Origin of the sequence: Nocardioides sp. GY 10113, assembly GCF_004919105.1 — a bacterium.
Taxonomy (GTDB): Bacteria; Actinomycetota; Actinomycetes; order Propionibacteriales; family Nocardioidaceae; genus Nocardioides.
Genome location: NZ_STGK01000016.1, coordinates 15017 through 34937, shown reverse-complemented (window position 1 = coordinate 34937; position 19921 = coordinate 15017). Strand labels below are relative to the sequence as shown.

15 protein-coding genes are annotated in these 19921 nt (G+C 68.4%); 4 read left to right on the top strand and 11 right to left on the bottom strand.

What is annotated here, in order from left to right:
- Positions 1-125: 125 nt before the first annotated feature.
- Entirely contained in the window at positions 126-911 is a 786-nt protein-coding gene (locus tag E8D34_RS17110) for a metallophosphoesterase (protein ID WP_168929494.1), read from the bottom strand.
- A gap of 414 nt (positions 912-1325) precedes the next feature.
- Positions 1326-2942, bottom strand: coding sequence for a pentapeptide repeat-containing protein (locus E8D34_RS17105; RefSeq protein WP_136595878.1), 1617 nt, complete (start codon positions 2940-2942; stop codon positions 1326-1328).
- 1169 nt (positions 2943-4111) lie between these two features.
- Here E8D34_RS17105 and E8D34_RS17100 point away from each other — a divergent pair.
- Entirely contained in the window at positions 4112-4549 is a 438-nt protein-coding gene (locus tag E8D34_RS17100; RefSeq protein ID WP_136595877.1) for a hypothetical protein, read from the top strand.
- Entirely contained in the window at positions 4549-7209 is a 2661-nt protein-coding gene (locus tag E8D34_RS17095; RefSeq protein WP_136595876.1) for a DUF5906 domain-containing protein, read from the top strand. The genes E8D34_RS17100 and E8D34_RS17095 overlap by 1 nt, the downstream gene beginning before the upstream one ends.
- A gap of 285 nt (positions 7210-7494) precedes the next feature.
- Here the strand turns inward: E8D34_RS17095 and E8D34_RS17090 are convergent, their stop codons facing one another.
- The 9 genes from E8D34_RS17090 to E8D34_RS17050 all read right to left on the bottom strand — a co-directional run bounded on the left by E8D34_RS17090 (position 7495) and on the right by E8D34_RS17050 (position 18053).
- A complete protein-coding gene (locus E8D34_RS17090; RefSeq protein WP_168929493.1) occupies positions 7495-8073 on the bottom strand; it encodes a type I-E CRISPR-associated protein Cas6/Cse3/CasE in 579 nt (192 codons plus the stop codon).
- 4 nt (positions 8074-8077) lie between these two features.
- On the bottom strand, positions 8078-8809 hold the full coding sequence (cas5e, locus tag E8D34_RS17085; RefSeq protein ID WP_168929492.1) for a type I-E CRISPR-associated protein Cas5/CasD: 732 nt from the start codon (positions 8807-8809) through the stop codon (positions 8078-8080).
- Entirely contained in the window at positions 8806-9861 is a 1056-nt protein-coding gene (gene cas7e, locus E8D34_RS17080) for a type I-E CRISPR-associated protein Cas7/Cse4/CasC (RefSeq protein ID WP_136595873.1), read from the bottom strand. The genes cas5e and cas7e overlap by 4 nt, the downstream gene beginning before the upstream one ends.
- Positions 9862-9889: 28 nt before the next feature.
- Positions 9890-10444 (bottom strand): type I-E CRISPR-associated protein Cse2/CasB, encoded by a 555-nt coding sequence (casB, locus tag E8D34_RS17075; RefSeq protein WP_136595872.1) that lies wholly within the window; start codon positions 10442-10444, stop codon positions 9890-9892.
- On the bottom strand, positions 10441-12075 hold the full coding sequence (casA, locus tag E8D34_RS17070) for a type I-E CRISPR-associated protein Cse1/CasA (RefSeq protein WP_168929491.1): 1635 nt from the start codon (positions 12073-12075) through the stop codon (positions 10441-10443). Before casA ends, casB begins: the two co-directional genes overlap by 4 nt.
- A 1051-nt stretch (positions 12076-13126) precedes the next feature.
- Positions 13127-15874, bottom strand: a complete 2748-nt coding sequence (cas3, locus tag E8D34_RS17065; RefSeq protein ID WP_136595870.1) for a CRISPR-associated helicase Cas3' — start codon at positions 15872-15874, stop codon at positions 13127-13129.
- Between the two features lie 219 nt (positions 15875-16093).
- Positions 16094-16741: an HAD domain-containing protein gene (locus tag E8D34_RS17060; RefSeq protein ID WP_136595869.1), complete on the bottom strand. Its 648-nt coding sequence runs from the start codon at positions 16739-16741 to the stop codon at positions 16094-16096.
- Positions 16738-17577 (bottom strand): hypothetical protein, encoded by an 840-nt coding sequence (locus E8D34_RS17055; protein WP_136595868.1) that lies wholly within the window; start codon positions 17575-17577, stop codon positions 16738-16740. Before E8D34_RS17055 ends, E8D34_RS17060 begins: the two co-directional genes overlap by 4 nt.
- 164 nt (positions 17578-17741) lie before the next feature.
- A complete protein-coding gene (locus tag E8D34_RS17050) occupies positions 17742-18053 on the bottom strand; it encodes a hypothetical protein (RefSeq protein WP_136595867.1) in 312 nt (103 codons plus the stop codon).
- A gap of 375 nt (positions 18054-18428) precedes the next feature.
- Here E8D34_RS17050 and E8D34_RS17045 point away from each other — a divergent pair, with 375 nt between their 5' ends.
- Together E8D34_RS17045 and E8D34_RS17040 are read left to right on the top strand one after the other, a co-directional pair.
- Positions 18429-18635: a helix-turn-helix domain-containing protein gene (locus E8D34_RS17045; RefSeq protein WP_136595866.1), complete on the top strand. Its 207-nt coding sequence runs from the start codon at positions 18429-18431 to the stop codon at positions 18633-18635.
- Positions 18604-19866 (top strand): site-specific integrase, encoded by a 1263-nt coding sequence (locus E8D34_RS17040; protein WP_136595865.1) that lies wholly within the window; start codon positions 18604-18606, stop codon positions 19864-19866. Before E8D34_RS17045 ends, E8D34_RS17040 begins: the two co-directional genes overlap by 32 nt.
- Positions 19867-19921: the final 55 nt, after the last annotated feature.

Here is a 19921-nt window from a genome sequence, read left to right as displayed (position 1 = left end):
CCTCGATGCCGGGCGCGAACGCGGCAGTGGGGCGGTTGGTGATGGATCCGGCCAGGGCGGCGATCTAGCCCGCATCAGCGCTGGGCGTCGACGTAGTGCGAGCGACGTCGACACGCCGGTCGCGGTCACCTGACCTGAAGGTCTTCCACCCGGAGGGTGTCCAAGTCCAGGATGGCGACGTTACCGGGCTCCCCGTCGGCGGCCAACGACTCGATGCGACATCCGCCACCGCTCCGTAGCACGACATCGGCCGAGTCCCTCACGTGATAGTGCCCGTGAAGGAACAGCGATGGTGCGATCGCCTCAAACGCCTGCCGCATCAGCGTCCTTCCGACCGCGGCGTCCACGACGGCGTCGGCCGGCCAGTCTTGCGGATTCGTAGTGCAGATCTGCGCGACAGCAGGCGTCCAGTAGGGCGCTGCCGGGGAGTCGTGGGCGAGGAAGACGTCCACCGGCCCACCCGCGACTGTCGCGTGCACGTGTTCTGGCTCAATCGCCTCTTGCGCCCACCAATCGATGTCGGCGGTGCGCCATTCGCGGTCCACGCTCACAGCGCCGCCGAGCGAGACGAACGAGCGATCGCCGATCTTGAAGCGGTGGGCTCTCGGCAGGACTGCGACGTGGTCGGTGACCCAGCCGATCTCGCCGAACCCGTCACGAGCCTCCAGCGGGAGGCGATCTGTTCTTGTCCAGTGCTCGTGATTCCCGGGCGTCACCAGGAGTCGGACACTGTGTTCGGCGCACACGCGCTCGACCTTGCGGTGGTACTTCTGCCCGGAGTTCCCGGGCCAGAGCAGACCGAAATCGCCGAGGTGCAGGACGAGGTCTACGCCTTGCTCGGCGAACGTCCGCACTGCAGCCAGCGCGACCCCGGTGTTCCCGTGCCAGTCGCCGGCGACGCCAACCCTCACCGCTTCACCCCTGTCTGTCGGCGCCCGAACCGTCGGCGCTCCGGCGTCATGCAGACGCTAGTCGGCTCGGCTCGGCTCGGCTCGGCTCGGCTCGGGTCCGGTCACGCCCCTGCGCCCGATACGACGCGATGACGTAGGGGAGTCGATCCGGCTGGGTAGCGCAAAGGGTGCCTCTGACCTCAAGGAGCTCAAATTTTGAACCGATGGAGTTCAAGACTTGAACTGCCGGGCCTGTTCAGTTCGATGACGCGGTAGACGCTCGAGCGGCTCACGCCGACCAACGAACTGATGTCGGCCGCTGAGTGCTGGCCACCGGCGCGCCATGGGTCGACAACACCTTTGTGCCGGCCCACCGCCTGGCCCGTTTCGTTCCCAGAGCTTCGAGCGAGCTCGCCGACAGACGTGCAACCGGCTTCATGTGTTGGGCATGGGGTCCGGGGCCCTCGTGCCGCCAGGGAGAATCAAGACGCACCCGTTCGCGGCCTCGGCCACACTTGCGGCGATCGAGGCTGGATCGGCCAGCGTTGCGTGTCGTAGCGACACCACCGACCGCCGCGCCGGTTGCTCGGTGTCCTCGCTCGTACGCTCCCGGCCTAGCTTCACCTCGCTCAGATCCAGAGATCCGCCGCTGGTGACCGTGACCCACATGCGCGCATAGCGGCCCGCGAACTCGGCGCCGCCGAAGTCGGCGCGGCGGGCGAACTCGGCGCCTGCGAAGTCGGCGCGGCGGGCGAACTCGGCGCCTGCGAAGTCGGCGCGGCGGGCGAACTTCGCGCTCTTGAACTGGGCGGGGCCGGCGAACAAGGCGTCCGGGAAGTCGGCGGGGCCGGCGAACTCGGCGTCCGGGAAGTGGGCGTTGCCGGCGAACTCCGCTCTCTGGAAGTGGGCGTCGCCGGCGAACTTCGCGCCCGGGAAGTGGGCGTCGCCGGCGAACTCCGCGCCCGGGAAGTCGGCGGGGCCGGTGAACTTCGCGCCCAGGAAGTCGGAGTCGCCGGCGAACTTCACGCCCCGGAAGTCGGCGTCGCCGGCGAACTCCGCTCTCTGGAAGTGGGCGTTGCCGGCGAACTCCGCTCTCTGGAAGTAGGCGTAGGCGAACTTCGCACCCGGGAAGTCGGCAGGGCGGGCGAACTCGGCGTCCGGGAAGTCGGCGGGGCCGGCGAACTTCACGCCCTTGAAGCGGGCGTAGCCGGCGAACTTCGCGCCTGCGAAGTGGGCGTCGCGGGCGAACTCGGCGTCCGGGAAGTGGGCGTCGCCGGCGAACTTCGCGCCTGCGAAGTGGGCGTAGCCGGCGAACTCGGCGTCCGGGAAGTGGGCGTCGCCGGCGAACTTCGCGTCCCGGAAGTCGGCGGGGCCGGCGAACTCCGCTCTCAGGAAGTAGGCGTAGCCGGCGAACTTCGCGTCCCGGAAGTGGGCGTTGCCGGCGAACTTCGCGCCCCGGAAGTCGGCGGGGCCGGCGAACTTCGCGTTGCCGAAGTAGGTCTGGCCAGAGAACACGGCCCAGCTGAAGTTGGCGCCGTGGTCGAAGGTGACGTCGGTGAAGTCGAACTTGCGGCCCTGCCAGGACGGCTCGGCGTCAGGTTGTAGGTGGGCGGCGACGAGTCGGATGACGGTGTCGCGGACCTCCCCGTCGCCGGGATCGTTCTCGTTGGCGGGGAGTCGTAGGTAGGCGCACAGGACGTCGATGCACTGCTGTTGCTGCTCGTCCCAGTCGTCAGCGAGGCGGGCCATGGCGTAGACGCCGGCCAGGCGTACCGCGGGCTTGGCGTGGCCGAGCAGCTCGGCGGCGTTCTGATAGCGCTCGCTGAATAGTCTGTGGTCGTCGCGGTGGCTGGCGTACTCCTCGATCCGGGTCTTGCGGTAGGTGGCGACCAGCGCGATCACCGCGCCGATGCCCGCGGCCAACCCGAGCGCAATCTTCACCAGGTCGGCGAGGAACTTGCGCTGAGCCGCCTGCTGGCCGGCCTCGGCCTTGGCGTCGACCTGGAGCGGGAGACCCAGGAGGACCTCGGCGACGAACCAGTACAACAGCACGGCGCCTGCGATAGCGAAGAGCGCGGCACCGAGCGCTTGGCCCCACAGCGGGGTCAGCCGCGGAGTACGTCGAAGGGAGGGGGGCTTCGCAGCGGGCACGCGGCATGCTCGCATCGGCCATCCCGCTCTGCCACCGGATCCGGCCCTGGTCTAGTCACCTCGACGCGAGTCCTTCTTGGCGTCGCTGTGTCGACTCCGGGTGTTCCTGAAGCTGGGCTCTGCTGCGGGCCGGCCGGCTTGGCGTGGCCAGCCACGCAGCTCGCGGTCGCGGTCGCGGACCGCATTTCAGGGAGAAACCCGCCGCCAGGCAAGGGGGGGCCCCATACGAAGGAGGCTCGCTTCGCTCGCCGGGGCGGTGTGATCTCGGGTCGTTCGTTGCGTGGCTAGTTCGTCCCGATTCGGCTTCCATTCTCTGCGATTTCCTCAATGCCTTTCACCTCGCCGTGCGCCTGTCTTTGAACCCGCGACCACCCCGACCACTTCACCTCCATAGCCCCCCACCACCTCGTGACCGCCCGGAGGGCGGAAGTTGGGGCGGTGGCGGTCGATGGCCCGACTGGAGGATTCGCGACATCCGGATGTCTTCGACTTCGTGGTCGGATGCCCGCGAATCCCGCAGTGCCCGCGGCTGCTGAGATGCAATCCGGCGGAGCCCCCTACGCGCATCGGCTGCGCGGTTCGGCGCGACCACCAGGACGCGCCGGAGGGTTGAAGGCGTTGCCAACCAAGCTCTGACGTTTCCGCGAGCGGCAGACGCCAGAGGACCCCGAAGGCACAGCAGCGACTCAGGTGCGTGTGCGCTCCATGGTGCCGGCTCGCGTAGATGGCTGCCACGGCGGGTCGAAGGACTTGGCGAACTGGCCCCGGTCGCTCGTCTTCGCCTGCTGCACCGGGCGCTCGACGTCCCGCAGGTCCGGCCAGCGCGGTGCGTCAGCTCGAGTGTCGTCGAGCCCTGGCCGAGGTCTTCCACTGCGCCGGACGTCAAGGATTCGAAGCGGATCTTGGTGCCGGGGAGAGAACGGACCGGTGCCGGACACCTGGGTGGTGTCAACAGCAGATTCGCGCGAAGCGGCGGTCCCCGGTGGACCAAAACTTCGTCGACACCACACTCGAACGGAGACCCAATTCCAATGGCAACAACAAGGGAAGTCGTCGCAGACGACCACCGCGTGACGCTGACGGTTGTGCGTACGGTGCACCCCGAACCGGAAGGCCCCCTGTCCCTCCGCCTGAGCGCGCAGTACCGGGCTCTCACCGCCTGGCTCGGCGGACCGGGGAACTCGTACGACTACGTCCGTGTCGAGATCCCCGTCCTGTTTTCGACGAGCGGTGCGCGGCGTTACCGCGTTGAGCCCGAGGTCCTCTGGACTCGTCAGGACCTCGATGACGACAACCCTTGGGAGGTTCGGCGCTGGAGTGAGCCGATCGCGGCGTTCAGGTGCCGGGCCGAAGCGGTTGCTGCGGCCGAGGGCCTTCTCACTGCGGTGACCGCTGACTACCGCTGGCTTCTCGTTGGGGAGGACTATCTGGATGCTGCCGAGCAGCGGGTGTCCAGCCTGCCGGAACTCATCCGGATCGCCGGAACCGACTGGGATCCGCGCGACTGATGAACACCAACCAGCCACAGTGGCTTGCCCTCGCGCAAACCAACGTCCACAAGGCCAGCGGGACGCCGGCCTTCTCCGTCGTTCAAGACTCCGAGTCTGCTGACCACGACTTCGACGACGCACCGATCGATGGCGCCGATCTCGTCGACTTCGAGGAACTCGGCGCCCCCGCGGCTGCGCGGGCTGCCCACCTTGCGGTCGTGCCTGCTTCCCCGCTTGCGGCCTCCCTGACCGGTAGCGATTCGGACAGTGGTGACGAGCAGTGGTCACTTTCGGACCCTGATCCGATCGCGGCGCTCCGCACTCTTCGCCAGCGGGAACCTGACTGCAGCGACGCGGCCTACGACGCGGCGTTCCGCGTCGCGGCCTTGCCGTCCTTGGCGCCCTGGGCAGTGCGCTATCTCGCGCAGCGGCGCGTCGCAGCAAACATCGCCGCACGGCGGGGGTACCTCTCCGGCACGGGCGACCTTCCCGCCGTTCCCGATGGGCTCGGCCGATGGACCAACGCGCAGATCGCGTGGGCTGCGACCGCCGGCGGGCGCTCTTGGCTACTGATCCCGTGGCGTGATGCTGCGGGTAACCAGGTTGGCTCCCAGATTCGGTGGGAGGTCCCCCGCGAGGAGATGGATCCCGAATCGGGCGAGATCGCCAAGGTGCACAAGTTCGACTTCCCCGCGGCGCGGGCTACGTCCACGATGGATCGACTCGTTGACGGGCTCCACGCGGTCGACCACTCCCGCCCGCCCGCCATCATCGAGTCACCTGTGCGTGCCGACTCACTCGCCTCGCTCACCGACGCCCTTAACATCGTCGCCGTTGGAGGCATCACGATGGCCTACGAGGGGAAGTCCAACCCCAACAACCCCTTGGAGTACTTTCCTCGCCTGTCGCCTGATGTCGATCGTGCTCTCGGCGGGGTCGAGGGTCGACACCTTCTTTGGATCCCGGACTCCGACCACGAGGACAACCCTGGTTCCAACGTCGCCACGCAACGGACCATCGAGTCCGGACTCGACCAGGGCGCTGGGAGCGTGCGAGTCGTCCATGTGCCGCGAACGGTCCGCCACCCGCGAAGCGGTCGGATCGAGGACCTGGGCAGCGGCGCCGGCCTCGACGATTACGCCGCAGCCATGGCGGAGGTCGAGCCGGGTACCGACTGGCTCGGCCCTCTCCTCGCGGACGCTGTCGAGGGACTCACCTACATCGAACGGTGGGCACACCACCCGAACGACGATGCAGGTCGGGCGGCGCGGGTCGCAGTCGAAGCCAACGGTCAGGGGCTGATCTTCCTCGACCTCGGCAGGAGCGGCCAGTGGTGGCGTCACAACGGCCGTCACTTCGAGTCTGATCCTGGCGAGAACCTGGTGCTCTCGGTTGCTGAGATGTGCGCCGGCCGGATCCTGGGCAAGGACAAGGAATCGACCCGGAAGATGCGGACCGCCGCGCGCGGCGCAACGCAACTTCGTAACGCGGTGTCACTCGCAAAGCGCGACCGTCGCCTCCACCGTCTTCCGGACCAGTGGGAGCCCGCGGACTGGAAGCACACCTTCCCTTCTGCTGACGGGCTGATCGATCTGGCGACCGGAGAGATCCTGCCCCACACGCCGCGGGCGATGAACCTGCACTGCTCTGAGGTGCGCTACGTCCCTGACGCCACCCATGCCGACTGGACGGACTTCTGTCGCGACTTCTTCACGGTGGAGCGGCGTCTCGATAGCGGCGACCCGTCGTGGACCTACGACGAGGACTTCGAGCGCATGGCTCAACTGGCGTGGTCAACCGTCCTGATGGCATGCAACCACGACACGGCGATCGTTGCGCACGGTGCCGGCGGGTGCGGTATCTCGACGGCGGCAGACCTGATCACGAGCGTGCTGCCGGCGGGCTACAAGGGCGCCCTCAACAAGCGGGCTATCCTCGACGGCAAGGACGGCGGGAACCAGTTCTCCTTCGCGGCGATCCGCTACAGGCGCGCGCTCATCATCGGTGAGACCAACGCGGGCGAACGGTTGGACGAGGGCAAGTTCAAACTCCTCAGTCAGGACGCCGAGCCCATCGAGATCGAGCGAAAGGGCATCGACCCCGAGACGATCCGGATCACCGGCACGCCGTACCTGGGCACCAACTACCTCCCCGCGGTCGGTGCGCTCGCTGGGGAGAATGAGGCCCTGCGACGGCGGGTGGTGTTTTGCCGCCACTCGCGGAAGATCGACCGCAGGGTCGAGGGGGCGCGCCTTGACCGGCTTCGCGAGGACCCCAGCGCGAAGGAGGCGATCCTGGCATGGCTCGTTGATGGCGCCCGCCAACTCATCGCCAACGGCGGCGAGATCTCTCGCACCGACGACTCCACTCGGCGTCTCGAAGCATGGCTCAACTCTGGCGACAGGCTTGGCGAGTTCCTCAAGGACTGGACTCGTCCGGTGCCCGCAACAGACGCGCTTCACGGCGATCCGGACACGATCATCACCAGGGGGGAGATGTGGATGCTGTACACCCGGTGGTGCGATGACCAGCACATCCCCGAGGGGCGTCGCATCCAGTCCAAGAACGGGCTCGTCAAGAAGGTCAACGAGCGTGCCGAGTACGGCGACAGCGCCACCATGCGCAACCGCGCGGGCAGTCACGGCTGGCGCAACTGGCTCGCTGTCGACCCGTACTGAACTGCGACGGCTCGGAGACCCCCAGCAGGCCGCCTGCTGGGGGTCTCCGAGCCTTCCTGACTTGCGAGCTTCGCCGGCTCGTTGAGAGATTCCTGCGACGTTCTGGAAGAGCGTTAGCCCAGTTCAGGTGGTGCTTCTGCAAGTTCTGCAAGGAATTGGAGCGGAAAGCGAAGTTCATTCGTAACAGCAAGACGAGGCATAGGCCGGAGCATCACCCCACCGGTGGTCTCCATTCGTTGCAGAACTTGCAGCCAGGAACCGGTCGCCGAAATCGCCGGGCGAGTGTCACCGTCGTGGAGCGAGGGTGACCATCCCGGCGCCGTACGCCTTCGCCTTGCCGATTCCTGCCGTGAGCACCGAACCGATCTGGGCTGGGTCGTCGGTGACGGCGTCAAACGTGACGGCATCGAGAACGAGTGGCGTGCCAGCGCGTGTCACGGTCTCGCGGCGGACCCCTCGCACCGCAACCGCGCGCATCCCACTGAGTCGTCCAGCGAGCCAGTTGGGAACCTCATCCTCGGGCAGCGTCTCCCTGGTACGACGGACGGACCCGTCGCGAGTGCGGTTCTTGGTCAATGCTGGATTGATGACCACAGCGCCTTGGACTGCCACACCGGCTGGAAGCTGTAGGAGCGCGGAGGCGTCCTTCGTCCTAACGCCGCCGGCGGCGGGTGCAACGGTCGAGGACACCAGCAGTCCGTCGGCAGTGACGCGGAACAGGACGTTGCCGCGCTCGCGTGCTGTGTTGCCGCCTCCGAGGTCGCCGAACAGCGACATGACGCGCCGATGCAGGACCGCTCGGTCCCGGTAGCTGCGAAGCCCGCGAAGGCGCTCGTGGTGGGCCGGCACGTGGGTCAGGAACAACACGTCATCCTCCGAAGTGGCTCAGGAGTGCGAAGAGGTCCGACACCACGGGTGGCGTCACCTGGGTGTGGAATCTGGGGCGGCTGCGATATTCGTGCCCGACGCTGCCGGCGGGGTCGTCCCACTTGGTGGCGGTTCTGGTTACGGGGAGCCGCGCCGGCGGCTGGAACAGGTGTGCTGGCACCGGGCGGACGGCGTCGCCCACCGTGGGGACGGCTGCGAGCGCGTCCTCAAGGTCGGCTTCGACTGTTCCGAGGACGAAAGGGAAGGTGAGAGGGCAACCCTTGCGGCCGGCCGCGATCGCGAACCCCGGCGCAGTGAAGGCGGCAGCGAGCCTCTGGTCGGGGTCGTCGATGAACACGGTGGTGACTGAGTCGGTGCGGAAGTGCCGCTCGGACACCACCGGATTTCCCCGCTTGAACCCGGCGCCCGCGGCATCCAGGTCGGCGGCCTTCTTCGCATCCGCCGCGCTCAAGTTCCGGTACGAGCCATACGAGATGGGGTTGACGGTGTGGAAGTCCCGCAGGGCTCGACCCGGCTGGTCCGCCCGCACCGCGGCGACGAGATCGAACTCAGGCGACTGCCCGGGCTCCAGCCGGGGCAACCCCAGCGCCGCACGAGCGAGCCCGACCAGAGCCGAGTACGTCGGGAGCTGCTCGGTGCCGCGGGTACGTCGGCGCGACGGCGAGGGCCAGGAAACCAGTGGTGCCGCGATGCGCAGCACGAGGGTGCTCACAGCGGCGTACCGTCCAGGATCCATCGCGCAGCGGCCGAGACCATGCTGTCGAAGGTCAGGCTCGGGGGGCCGTCGGCCGTCATGTTCATGATCGCCGTCGAGCCGGTCATGGACGGGTAGTAGAGCTCAAGACGGGTCGCCCAGTCTTCGAGGCGGCTGATGGCGTCGGGGAGGTAGCCCTCGGTCTTAGCGGGGATCGGAGCCTCAAAAGCGTGGGCAAGCGATGCGCCCTGGTTGCTCGTGGTGAGCATGATGTAGACGGGCGGCGTGTGAGGTGCCGTCGCGTTTCGCTTGCCCGTAGGCAGCGCCGTGAACAGGCAGCCGAGGAACGCTTCGAGCCGCTGGGTGGCGTCTGCCTCCCCGGCCGCAGACCAGTTCGCCAGGAGCTGGCGCCGGTCGATGTTGAAGTAGCGGTAGAACACGCCGCTGGTAAAGGCGGCGACGTCGAGGTGCCCGGCGCCGATCGCGGCGAGGTCGTCGACGGCAGTGAAGTAGTCGACGTCGATCGAGGCGGCGTTGACGCTGAATGCGTGCGCGACCTGGACCGCGGCCTCTGTCTGCTGGGGCTTGGCGGCGGCGAACATCCGACCGAACCCGGCGATGGACAGCGACGCGGTCTGCGGCTGGACGCAGTCCGCGTCCGTGCCGGCGACGAGCTGCTCCATGATCTGCTGGCTCTCGTGCTCGGCGAGCCAGATCAGCGTCTCGCTGCCGTCCTCGGGCTTCTTGGTCGTGACCAGCGAATTGACCCTCTTCCGCGCAGCCGTCCGTAGCTCCTTCTCGAGGGCGTCGTCGACGGTCTCGCCAGCGTCGCGGAGCGCGACGATGGCGCGGTCCGCGATGTCGTCGGCGACGATCTTGCTGCGGCTGGTGCGGTCCGCGTTCGACTGCCCTTCGAACGCTACCCGCGCGGCACGCTTGAGCGACTGGGACGACCAGCGGGCTCGGGTGACCCCGCCGTAGACCAGGTCCTTCGGGGCGCCGGTGTCGTCTCGGTTGAGGTTGGCCAGCGGGGCGGGCTGCAGGATGTGGGCGTTGAGGAACGCGTTCATTCGCGATGTGTCTCTCTGGTCTGGGCCGTCAGGGCATGAGTGTCGGGTCTGCCGCGGCGGCCGCAGCGGCCGCTGCGGCGTTGTCTGCGCGGAAGAAGGTTTCGAACAGGCGCCGGCGGACGCGGTTGCGGCGGTCGAGGTCGGGGTGCTCCCAGTTCAGGACGGTCCAGTACAGGTCGACGTAGTTGACCGCGCAGCCAGCGTCGGTGGCCTTCCCGAACACGTAGCGGAGCGTGGTGAGGAAGCCGGACAGGGTCTGATTCTGGGCGACGGTGAGGCGACGCTCCATCCGTGTGACGTCCTCCGGGGTGGAGCAGGTCTTACGGATCATCGCGCCGAGCGGCACGGTTTCGTCGTGCTCAACTCGTGCGAAGGTCCCGGCCAGCGCCGCGAAGGACAGGATCGGCTGGCGTGTGGCGTCCGTCCACGTGCCGGCCAGCAGTGGGTAGGCGAAGCGCTCGGTGGCGGGGCTGCCGGCCCGGCGCAAGCGGGCCCTGCTGCCGGTATCCGTGCGGAGCCGGAGGACCGTTGCCACCGCCTCCGGAGTATCGCGCTTCCTGCTGCTGCCTGGTGTCTGCGTCATGTGAGAATCCTTCGAGCTGCCGATGAGAGCCGCTGGGTGCCGCGGGCGATCGCAACCGCCTGCCGTGAGCCGTTGCTGAAGGGTGCGCACCTTCGTTCGAAGACCGTGAGGGTCGCCGCGACCAACTCGGTGACCTCCGCTGCCGCAGGTAGGTCCGTTGTTCGGGAGCCGTCGAGCACTTCGGCGAGAGCGCGGCGCAGGAAGTCGTCGAGTTCGTCGAACAGGTCACCGCGAGCGAGGGAGACTAGCCCGCGATCCCTGTCGCCCCCGGTGATGTCGCTGGGATCGCGGCGGCCGCCGTCGACGACCTGCCGCACCTGGTAGCCGAGGATGCTGGAGAGCGACCCGGAAGCTCCTCCGATGCGGCGGAGCAGCCCGAGCATGATGAGCCGCTGCCGCTTCGGGGCCACGAGGCCGCTTGCCTCCCAGGAGATCCGCGCCGCGCTGGCGATCTGAGGCCCCATGGTCGCGCCGGACGTCTTGAGACAGATCGCGGTCGTCCCTCGTGCGTGCTCCCGGGGCGGCTGAATCGGCCGGCGACCCGTCACGACGTTCTCCAGGGGTGTGGCCTTCGCGGTGAGGGCCAGCGCGTGGGCGAGGTTGTCGTACTGGTGCAGGTTCGGATCAAGGATCAGCTTCTTGGGGTCGGTGCTCGCCTTGGCCCCTTGAGCCCACACCACGTGCGGGTCGGCGTGCTTGGCGGTGGTCAGCAAGGCCTTTTGAGCCGACGCAGCGTAGGGGTGCCGTCCGCGCAGCGTGTACCAGACCGGTTCATCTCGGTCCGGTTCGATCAGGTACGTCGCAGCGGTACTGAACGTGTACAGCCACAACCTCGATGGCGGCCCGACAGGTTCGGGCGCCTCGAAGAACGTCTGTCCGGCACAGTCGTCGACGATCTCCTGGACCAGATTGACCGCAAGGGTGGCCGCCAGCGTAGGGCCGGTCCGGAAGAACTGGGTGCTCGCGCCGACGCTGGTGAACCCGACGCCGCCGGAGGACATCCGCGTCACCCTCTCCGGGCACCGAACGAACATCTCGTTCCCGTGGGGCGACATGAAGTGCCTGATCACCAAGGCGCGGGCGCACTGTGCTGGCGAAAGTTGTCCGACCGCACGAGTGCGGGTGAACCAGCCGCCGCTGCCGCCTGGAGTGAGCGCACCGACATTGTGGAACACCTCGGCCGGGTCGAACTCGCCCCCGCGCAGAGTGGCCGCGTTCGTGACCGCGTCGCGCAGGCGCGGCTGCTGGAGAAACGGGGTGGTCGGGTGGAAGAGCCACAAGTGATCGGCCAGGCGGCCGAGAACCGCGTCGACAGCGTGCCGAGGGAACGGAGCCTTCCCGAGGCCGACCGCGTGCCAGCCGCGCGCTGGGTCGTGGGCGTGCACGAGGTAGGTCAGCGCGATCAGGTACCTGGACAGTGCTGCGTACTCTAGCGGGTCGGCGCACGCCAGCCCTGCGTACTCGTGTCCGTTGAGGAGGGCTTCTGCGAGCGAGAGCTCGGCGTACTTACCGTCAGCCGTGGTCACCGGAATCCAGGCGATTTCGGCGAGATTGTGACGAGGGCCGCTGTGTGCACGCGCGAGGGAGCCGGCAGGAACGTCCTGCTTCGGTTGAGCGTGGGCTTCGAGCACGAGCGGGCCTCCTACGCGCCGCAACGTATCGAGACTGAACTCCAGTTGCGGTCGGATTGCGGCAACGTACGACGGCCCCCCGACGCAACCCGCTTCTAGCGCTGTCCCCCGCCTGCGCGGGGAAGCAGGTTGATTGTGGCGAAGCACGGCTGGATATCGGGTTCACCCCCGCCTGCGCGGGGAGGACTGCTGCGTCGCGACTTCGAACCAGCGGTCCCATGGTTCACCCCCGCCTGCGCAGGGAGGCATCTCGACCTTGGGGGCGTAGATGCCGAACTTGGGTTCACCCCCGCCTGCGCGGGGAAAGGAAAGGCAACGGCCACGCCGAAGACGAGTGGCACGGGCTCACCCCCGCCTTCGCAGGGAGGGCTCCGCGCGGAACGTCATGACGTTGCGCTCGTAGGGTTCACCCCCGCCTTCGCGGGGAGGACGGCGTGTTCGTGACCGTGACGCCGCAGGTGAAGGCTTCACCCCCGCCTACGCGGGGAGGCGGTATCGATGTGGCCTCCGAACAACTCGCACCACGGTTCACCCCTGCCTGCGCGGGGAGGACTTTAAGACGTTACGGATCAGTTCGCCGATCTTGGGTTCACCCCCGCCGATGCGGGGAGGGCTGCTGGCCGGTCTGCTCGAAGCAGCTGTCCCAGGGTTCACCCCCGCCCGCGCGGGGAGGACGAACTGTGGATCTTCGGCGGCACTGTCGGCAAGGGTTCACCCCCGCCTGCGCGGGGAGGATGTGCGGCGAGGCTGGCCGTCGGTCAGGTAGTCGGGTTCACCCCCGCCTGCGCGGGGAGGACGCCGCGCTGACCCTGGTCGGCCTGGCCGTGAAGGGTTCACCCCCGCCTGCGCGGGGAGGACAAGACCGCTCCCGGCCCGGAGGGGATCTACACGGGTTCACCCCCGCCTGCGCGGGAAGGACACCGCCGGCCGGCTCGGATACGCGGTGGTGGTGGGTTCACCCCGCCTGCGCGGGAAGGACACTTTGTCACCTGCGGCAACGCTCTCGCTTGGTGCATTCTCGCATCGGTTTCCATCTGCCTGGTTCGGTGACTCACTGGCCTCTCGCCCGCCGCAGTCCGAGATGGCTGTCGAGCTCGAAGTCCGCACACCGATCGAGATCGACCGCGAGCGTGGAGTGCAGGAGTGGACTCTCATGCACGAATGTTGTAACCCCCGTGTCAGGCGTGCGCGATCGGACGCCGAGTTCGACGGCCAAGGTGCCTGTGACCGGGACTGTCGCTCCCAGGAGTTGGCGGGTCGTCGCGTCCCCGCGGTGGCGGTCCTCGGCGAGGAGATCGGGGTGCGCAAGGTAGCGGCGCGCCGGGTGAGCGAGATCGGCGCTCGTGAGGATAACGGTGACGGACGCCTGGGTGGTCCACCGCGTCTCGTTGTACTCGTCGATGTGATCGCGGTCGCCGGTGAAGCTCGCCAGGCTCGGCAGCGTCACTGATGCGGGTGGGGGTATGGCGCGCCGGGTTGCGGCGAGGCGCCTCGCCTCGGTGTCGATGACGTGATGCTGGTGGGCTTGATCTGCCGGGCTGGCAGTGTCGCTCTCGCTCTCGGTCGCGACGAGCGTGTCCCAGGTGACGTGTGCGGCGTCGACCATCGGGGCCAGGTCATCTGGGATCAGGACCCGGCCGCGCGCCCCCTTGTCGAGAGCGTGGGTCCAGGTGCGCTGCATCTCGGCAACGGTGTAGGGCAATGTGCCGGGCCAGGCCACTTCCAGTGGGGACACGACGATGACGGTCGGCGTCGAGACCGGTCGGGCAGCTGCGGGGCGCGCGGGATTGGTGGTGACGTGACGCCAGACGCGGCCGCACCGTTGAAGCAGGCTCGGCGCGGGTGCGAGCTGGGTGACCAGGACGTCGAAGTCGACGTCGAGGGACTGTTCGGCTACTTGGGTGGCAACGAGGACCGCAGCGGTCGCGCGGGAGGTCTTGGAGAACTCCTCAAGCGCGGCGGTCGTGGCGTCGTACCGCTGCGATCCGGTCATCCGTGAGTGCAAGACATGGAGCCCCGTCACGCTGCCCCGGAGGCGGTCGGCTACATCCTGAGCGACGTTGACGGTGTTCACGATGACGCCGACCTTGGCGGCCGGATGCTCGCGCAGCAAGGCCTCAACCTCGGCGACGACGGCGTTGGCAAGCCTCCCGTGGCGGACGGTGCGGTGCTGGAGGGTGATCTCGCGGCGTGCTGCCGGAGTCGTGTCGCTCAGCGCGGTGACCGCCATATCCGCGGTTCGCGCCTCGGCCCCGAGCGTGGAGGCCGGCTGGTGGAGGTGCATCGGATTCGACAGGGCGATGTCGTCGACGGGCGGGAGTTCGAGGCCGTGCCGGTAGGCGTTGACGTAGGTGTGGACCTGGGCGCTCGGGAGCGTTGCCGACAGCAGTATGACGTCGATGCCCAGTGCCCCGCACCATTCGAGCAGGCGGCGTACGAGCTCGGCCATGTAGGGGTCGTAGGAGTGGACCTCGTCGAGGACGAGGGTGGCGTCGAATGCCCCGAGCAGGCGCATGAAGTTGAACTTGTGCTTCAGCACGCCCGACAGCAGTTGGTCGACGGTGCCGACCGCGATCGGCGAGAGGAGCGCGCGGTGTCGGCCGCGGAACCAGTTCTGCGGCGTCAACCCGCTGGGATCGCTGTCCTCGCCACAGTCCGGAGTGGCGGGTATCGGTCGGAAGGTGCGTGCTGGTTCGGCGTAGAACGAGTTCAGGCTGGCTCGGGAGTGGGTCAGCGCGCCCACGTTCGAGGTCGTGGTCAGGAAGGACCGGATGCGGTCGAACATGGCGTCCGCGGTCGCCATCGTGGGGAGCGCGAAGTAGAGGCGGCGCCCGTCTGTGGCCACTTGCCAACGGGCGAGAGCCGCCTCGGTCTTGCCCTCGCCCATCGGTGCCGCGACGATCGTCAGCCCGGACTGGGGGCGGGCGACGAGGCTGTCTTGGAGTGCGTTCGGGGGGAACCCGAAGGTCGATGTGAAGTTACCGATCGGGCGTTCTGGTGTGCCGAGCGCTGCAACGCGGTCCGCGAACCAGGCGCGCCGTACTCGCGCGAAGTCCTCCCAGCCCGCTCCGCCACCGGCGGCCGCCAGTGAACCTGCAGCGACGGCATCCTGGTCGGAGGCCACCCAGTCGGCCAAGCAGATGAAGGCGGTGAGAATCGGGATGCTGTGCGGGGCCGCATCGAGGGGTTGCCATCCGGGGGTGAGGCTCTCGACGAGTTGCTGGTGGGCGTTGACCTGGTCGCGCCAGGGACCGCTCGCCGTCTCGTCGAGGAAGTCCTGGTAGGCGAGGGTTTCGGTGTTGGTGGGGTCGGCGATCCGGAAGTGACCGTGGTGCCCGGCGAGCGCGATGGCCTCGGCGTGCTGGGCGTACCCGTCGTCACTCTCCGGGGTCAGGAAGGTTCCGGTGACGGCTTCGTGGCGGCGCACGAGCGCCTCGCCGGCATAGCCCTTGGCGTCGTCCTGGGCAGGAACCCAATAGCCGGCGTCGGCGAGCGCAGCCATGTGGTCAGCGAAGTCGGGGGTCGGGTGGGCCAACTGGCCTTGGAAGATCGGATTGGCCTTGCCGAGGTCGTGCAGCCCGGCGAGTCGCGCCAGCGTGGGGCGGAGCGCCGACTCCCCAACGCCGGTCAGACGTGACAGGCGTGTGCGGGCGCTCGGCGAGAGCCAGGTGTCGTGGAGGTGCTCGGCGACAACCAGGGTGTCGATCAGGTGGGCGAGAAGTGGGTACCGGTTGTTGGCGGCGTCAGCGTCGTAGTCTCCCCACTTCGCCCACAGCCGGAGGTCAATCGCGCACACCACGCGCTGGACGGTAGCGGTCCTCACCCTCTGTCGGACCTGAACGACATCGTCTCGAACGCGACCTCGCGCGCTCGCTTGCCCACTACCTCGGTCTCTCGGGTTCTCGGCCGTCCAGGGGTCCCTCTGCTGCCCGCTCGCGTGACGACCTGTGCGGCGAGCGGTGAACAGTCCCGCCAGGCGTCATCGACTCGCTCGAACCTCGCGGATCTCGGGCACGATTCAGTCAACGGCAGCGTCATGGGCATGGCGGTTCTCTCCGGCCTCAGCGGCACCAAGCCGGCCGGAGCGACTCTCTGCCCACGCCATCAGCGTGTCGACCTGCTCCTCGGTCAAACCAACCAGTGGGTCCGTCGTCACGACAGTGGCATCATCGAGCGCCGGGGTGTTGACATAGCCCTCCATCCACATCGGCGCCCGGTCCTGCCGCGGCCATGTGGCGGTGAGTGCTGCGCGGTCGGCGTCGACGATCTCGTCGTCGATCCACGCCAGCCGGGCGACGCCACGCTCGGCCGCCCACCGCCGTACGAACACGGTCTTGCGGCACAGGTATGGAGCGACCCCGATCCAGTCATCGCCCCGAGGGAGCCGGACCTGATCGAGGTCGCCAGGGAGGCCGACCAGCGGCGAAATCGCCTCGTTCGCGTTGCTCCAGGTCGTGCTCCAGACGAGTTCGAACCGCTCGGACAGGCGGTCTAGCCAGGTCGGCAGGCGCGGATCGAACCTCAGCGTGAATGCCCGGCCGTCCGGGCCCAAGACCCCCTCGTGGACGTCGAGTCGCCGCGTGTCGACCTGGCCGCCGGCGCCCCGCGGAAGCAGAACGTTCAGAACGCCATCCACGTCGACCAGGAGCGGGATGCGGTCGCTCACGGGCTGTCCGTCTCGGCCCGCACGGTCTGAAAGTGGCGAGGATCCACGCCCGGCACGGCTGGGGCGGCCGCATCGTTGGCGCACTCCTCACAGAGCGTGGCCAGGAACAGGTCACCAGCCTCGACGTCCCCGCAGAGGGCGCCGGCCTCTCCGCACTCCTCGCACGTCACGAGCGACTGCTGCTCGGCGTCGCGGATGGCGGCTTCGAACGCGGCCAGCGGCTCGCGGGTGATGCTGGTCGTGGCGTTGAACGACAGGATCCCGAACTTCCCCCGGATCCGTTCGATGCGATAGTCGGGGTCTAGGGCGGCGAGCCGCGCGTCGAGATCCACCACGAGGGGTACCCAGCCCGGCGGCCATGCCCACCAGAAGTCGAACCCGTCGCCGTCGTATCGACCCCGCAGCTTCTGTCGTGCGCGTTCGAGGTCGCGCTGGCGTAGTCCGACGCGCTGCGAGTGGGTCAGGTCCTCCGAGGAGATCCTGTCGATCGAAACCACTGTCGGGGTACGCCAGCCGGCATCGTGGTTCGTGCGGCGACCGACCACCACCCCGTACCCGACCCGGACACCCGGCACCGGCCCGCCGTCTCCAGCGACCGGCTCGGGACCACCGGTCGCGCCCCATCGGATCAGGTGCGGTCCAATGTCGAGTTGGCTCCACCTGCCGTCCGGGAGGCCGCTGACCATCGGCTCGCCGTCCGGTCCGACGACCGCGGGACGGAGCCACACCGGGTCGACCGGATCAATTCGCAGGAGCAGCGGCGGCCCGTGCTCGAAGGCGATCCGCCACAGACCGGTAGCCGCGGACGACGGCAGATTTTCGACGTCGTGTGGCATCGTGCCCTCCCTACAGCCCTGCGTGAGCGAACCCGGGCCTCCAGCATGCCCGAACGGGGGCTTGCGGTCGCCGCTGCTTTCCGCCCCGGAGGCGGCGGACTGCAACTTGGCGCGAGGCTCGGTCGCGAACCGCCGCCGCCTGTACGGGGCCGGGCAACGGACTTCTAGTTGGCGGCGATCTGCTCGGCTGCGATCCGGGCGGCTGCGTACTCCGCCATCTCGAACGCCGCGAACCCACCGCGGCGCACGACCAGGCACAGGTCGCGGTTCGTCTCGATCGAGACGACGGCCTCGTCGAAGTCACCGATCTCGTCACCGAGGAGGATGGCGACCGTGGCCAGCCACGTGTCGTCCCCGAGGGACTCCTCGGTCTTGATGGCCTTGCCTCGGTCGCAGGTGTGGGCGAGGGTCTCGGCGGCGAGGAGTCGGTTGACCTCGGGGTGGAGGCAGTGGTCGTGCAGGGGGCTTGCGCTCATGTCTTCGCGTCCTTCTGTTCGAGAGGCGGTTTCGTAGATGAGCGTGATTCCGGGGGGCCCGTAAGCGCTCATCAATCTCTATGCCGCCGCGCACCCAACCGGCGGAAGGGCCCCGTGCGACCTCGACTCTCTTCCGTCGGCGAGGTGTCAAGAATCTTGACTCCCGCAGTGAAGAGTCTTTACTCCTTGAGGTCAGAGCGATTTCTTGGCCGCCTCAGCCCCGTTCTGGGGCGCCTGGTGGTGCCCGCGGCGAGGCGTTGGACCACCAACTTGCGACGGTGCAGTCACGCGGAGGTGGAGCGGGGCTCGACCGCTTCTTCGAGCTGGACCGTGAGGGCGGGGAGTTCTCACGCCCTGGCCGCACACCTGCGGGCCATGACGAAGGAAACGACGCGCAACGACAACCACTGCTGCTCCCCGCTCATGACGCCGGAAGAGGTCAGCGCCTACCTCGGAGTGCCGGTCAAGACGCTCTACCGCTGGCGGCAGCACTTGGCCGGACCGCGAGCGCTGCGGGTCGGGAAGCACCTTCGATACCGTCGGGCCGACCTTGATTCGTGGCTCGACAACCAGGCGGCATGAGATGGCGCGTCCCCGCACCCCGATCGGCACGCACGGCAAGATCGACATCAAGAAGCAGGAGAACGGCACTCACGTGGCGATCACCCGGTACCGCCACGCTGACGGGCAGAACCGCAAGGTGAAGGCGACCGGCTCCTCTCCGACGAAGGCCGAGGCGGCGCTGCGCGAGAAGTGCCGCGACCTGGCTGCTAACGCCACCACTGGCGCACCGGTCCGGGGCGACACTCCCTTCCCCGTCCTGGCCGCGAAGTGGCTGGCCCAGGTCAAGGCGAGCACTCGTCTGGCACCGACCACCAAGGAGCGGTACGAGACCGCACTGAACTCCTCGGTCCTGCCGGGCTTCGAGCATCTGACCGTCCGCGAGGTGACCCCGGGTGCCGTGCACCGCTGGCACTCGGCGCTGCGCTACAACCGCCCGACCGCGCGCACCCTTCTGTCGCAGATCATGGGGCTGGCGGTGCTCGACCAGGCCGTCGCGATCAACCCCGTCGCAGTCACCCCGCGGGCTGTCGACGCCAAGGGAGAACGCCGCCACCCCAAGAAGGCGATGAGGCCCCACCACCTGCCCCTGTTGCGGGACGCGATCACGGAGTGGGAGAAGCCGCGCTACAGCGAGAAGGCGCGGCGCTGGTATCACCCCACCGTGCCGCTGCGCGACCTGGTGATGATGAGCCTGGGCACCGGTGTCCGTGCAGGCGAACTCTCCGGCGTCTGCTGGCACCACCTGGACCTCGACGCCGCCCTGTTCCGGGTCGAAGACAACATGACCCCGGTGAAGGGCCAGGGGCTGGTGCGGGGCGAGGTGAAGACCAAGGACGGTGCCCGCACCGTCACGTTGCCCATCGTCGTGGTGAGCATGCTGCGCCGTCGTCTGGACGAGGCGACCGCGAGGGCCGAGGCCAAGGGCACCGACGTGAGCCCCGAGGACCCGGTATTCGCATCCCGGGCCGGCACTCCCTTGTGGCCGCGCAACGTTGCTCGCGCGCTGACCGAGGCCAAGGCGATGTGCACGGACGAGGACATCTCCTGGATCACCCCGCACACGTTCCGACGAACCGCGGCCACCAAGACGATCAAGATGCTCGGTTTGACCGCGGGCGCCTCGCTGCTCGGGCACTCCGGCGACCGGATCGCCGACGCCCACTACAACGACCGAAGCGCCGAGGCCGTTGACGTGACAGTGGCGCTCGATGTCCTGCTCGACGGGTTCGCAGAGGGCGAGTCGGCGTGAAGCACACCGCTGCCACCCAATCCGGCCCCTGGCCCGAGTCGGCGTCATCTGGGGG

What these genes read in the sequence shown, in the direction of transcription:
- E8D34_RS17045 (WP_136595866.1), top strand. Translation starts at nt 18,429, where the DNA reads ATGACGAAGGAAACGACGCGCAACGACAACCACTGCTGCTCCCCGCTC.
- E8D34_RS17095 (WP_136595876.1), top strand. Translation starts at nt 4,549, where the DNA reads ATGAACACCAACCAGCCACAGTGGCTTGCCCTCGCGCAAACCAACGTC.
- casB (WP_136595872.1), bottom strand. Translation starts at nt 10,444, where the DNA reads ATGACGCAGACACCAGGCAGCAGCAGGAAGCGCGATACTCCGGAGGCG.
- E8D34_RS17050 (WP_136595867.1), bottom strand. Translation starts at nt 18,053, where the DNA reads ATGAGCGCAAGCCCCCTGCACGACCACTGCCTCCACCCCGAGGTCAAC.
- E8D34_RS17055 (WP_136595868.1), bottom strand. Translation starts at nt 17,577, where the DNA reads ATGCCACACGACGTCGAAAATCTGCCGTCGTCCGCGGCTACCGGTCTG.
- cas7e (WP_136595873.1), bottom strand. Translation starts at nt 9,861, where the DNA reads ATGAACGCGTTCCTCAACGCCCACATCCTGCAGCCCGCCCCGCTGGCC.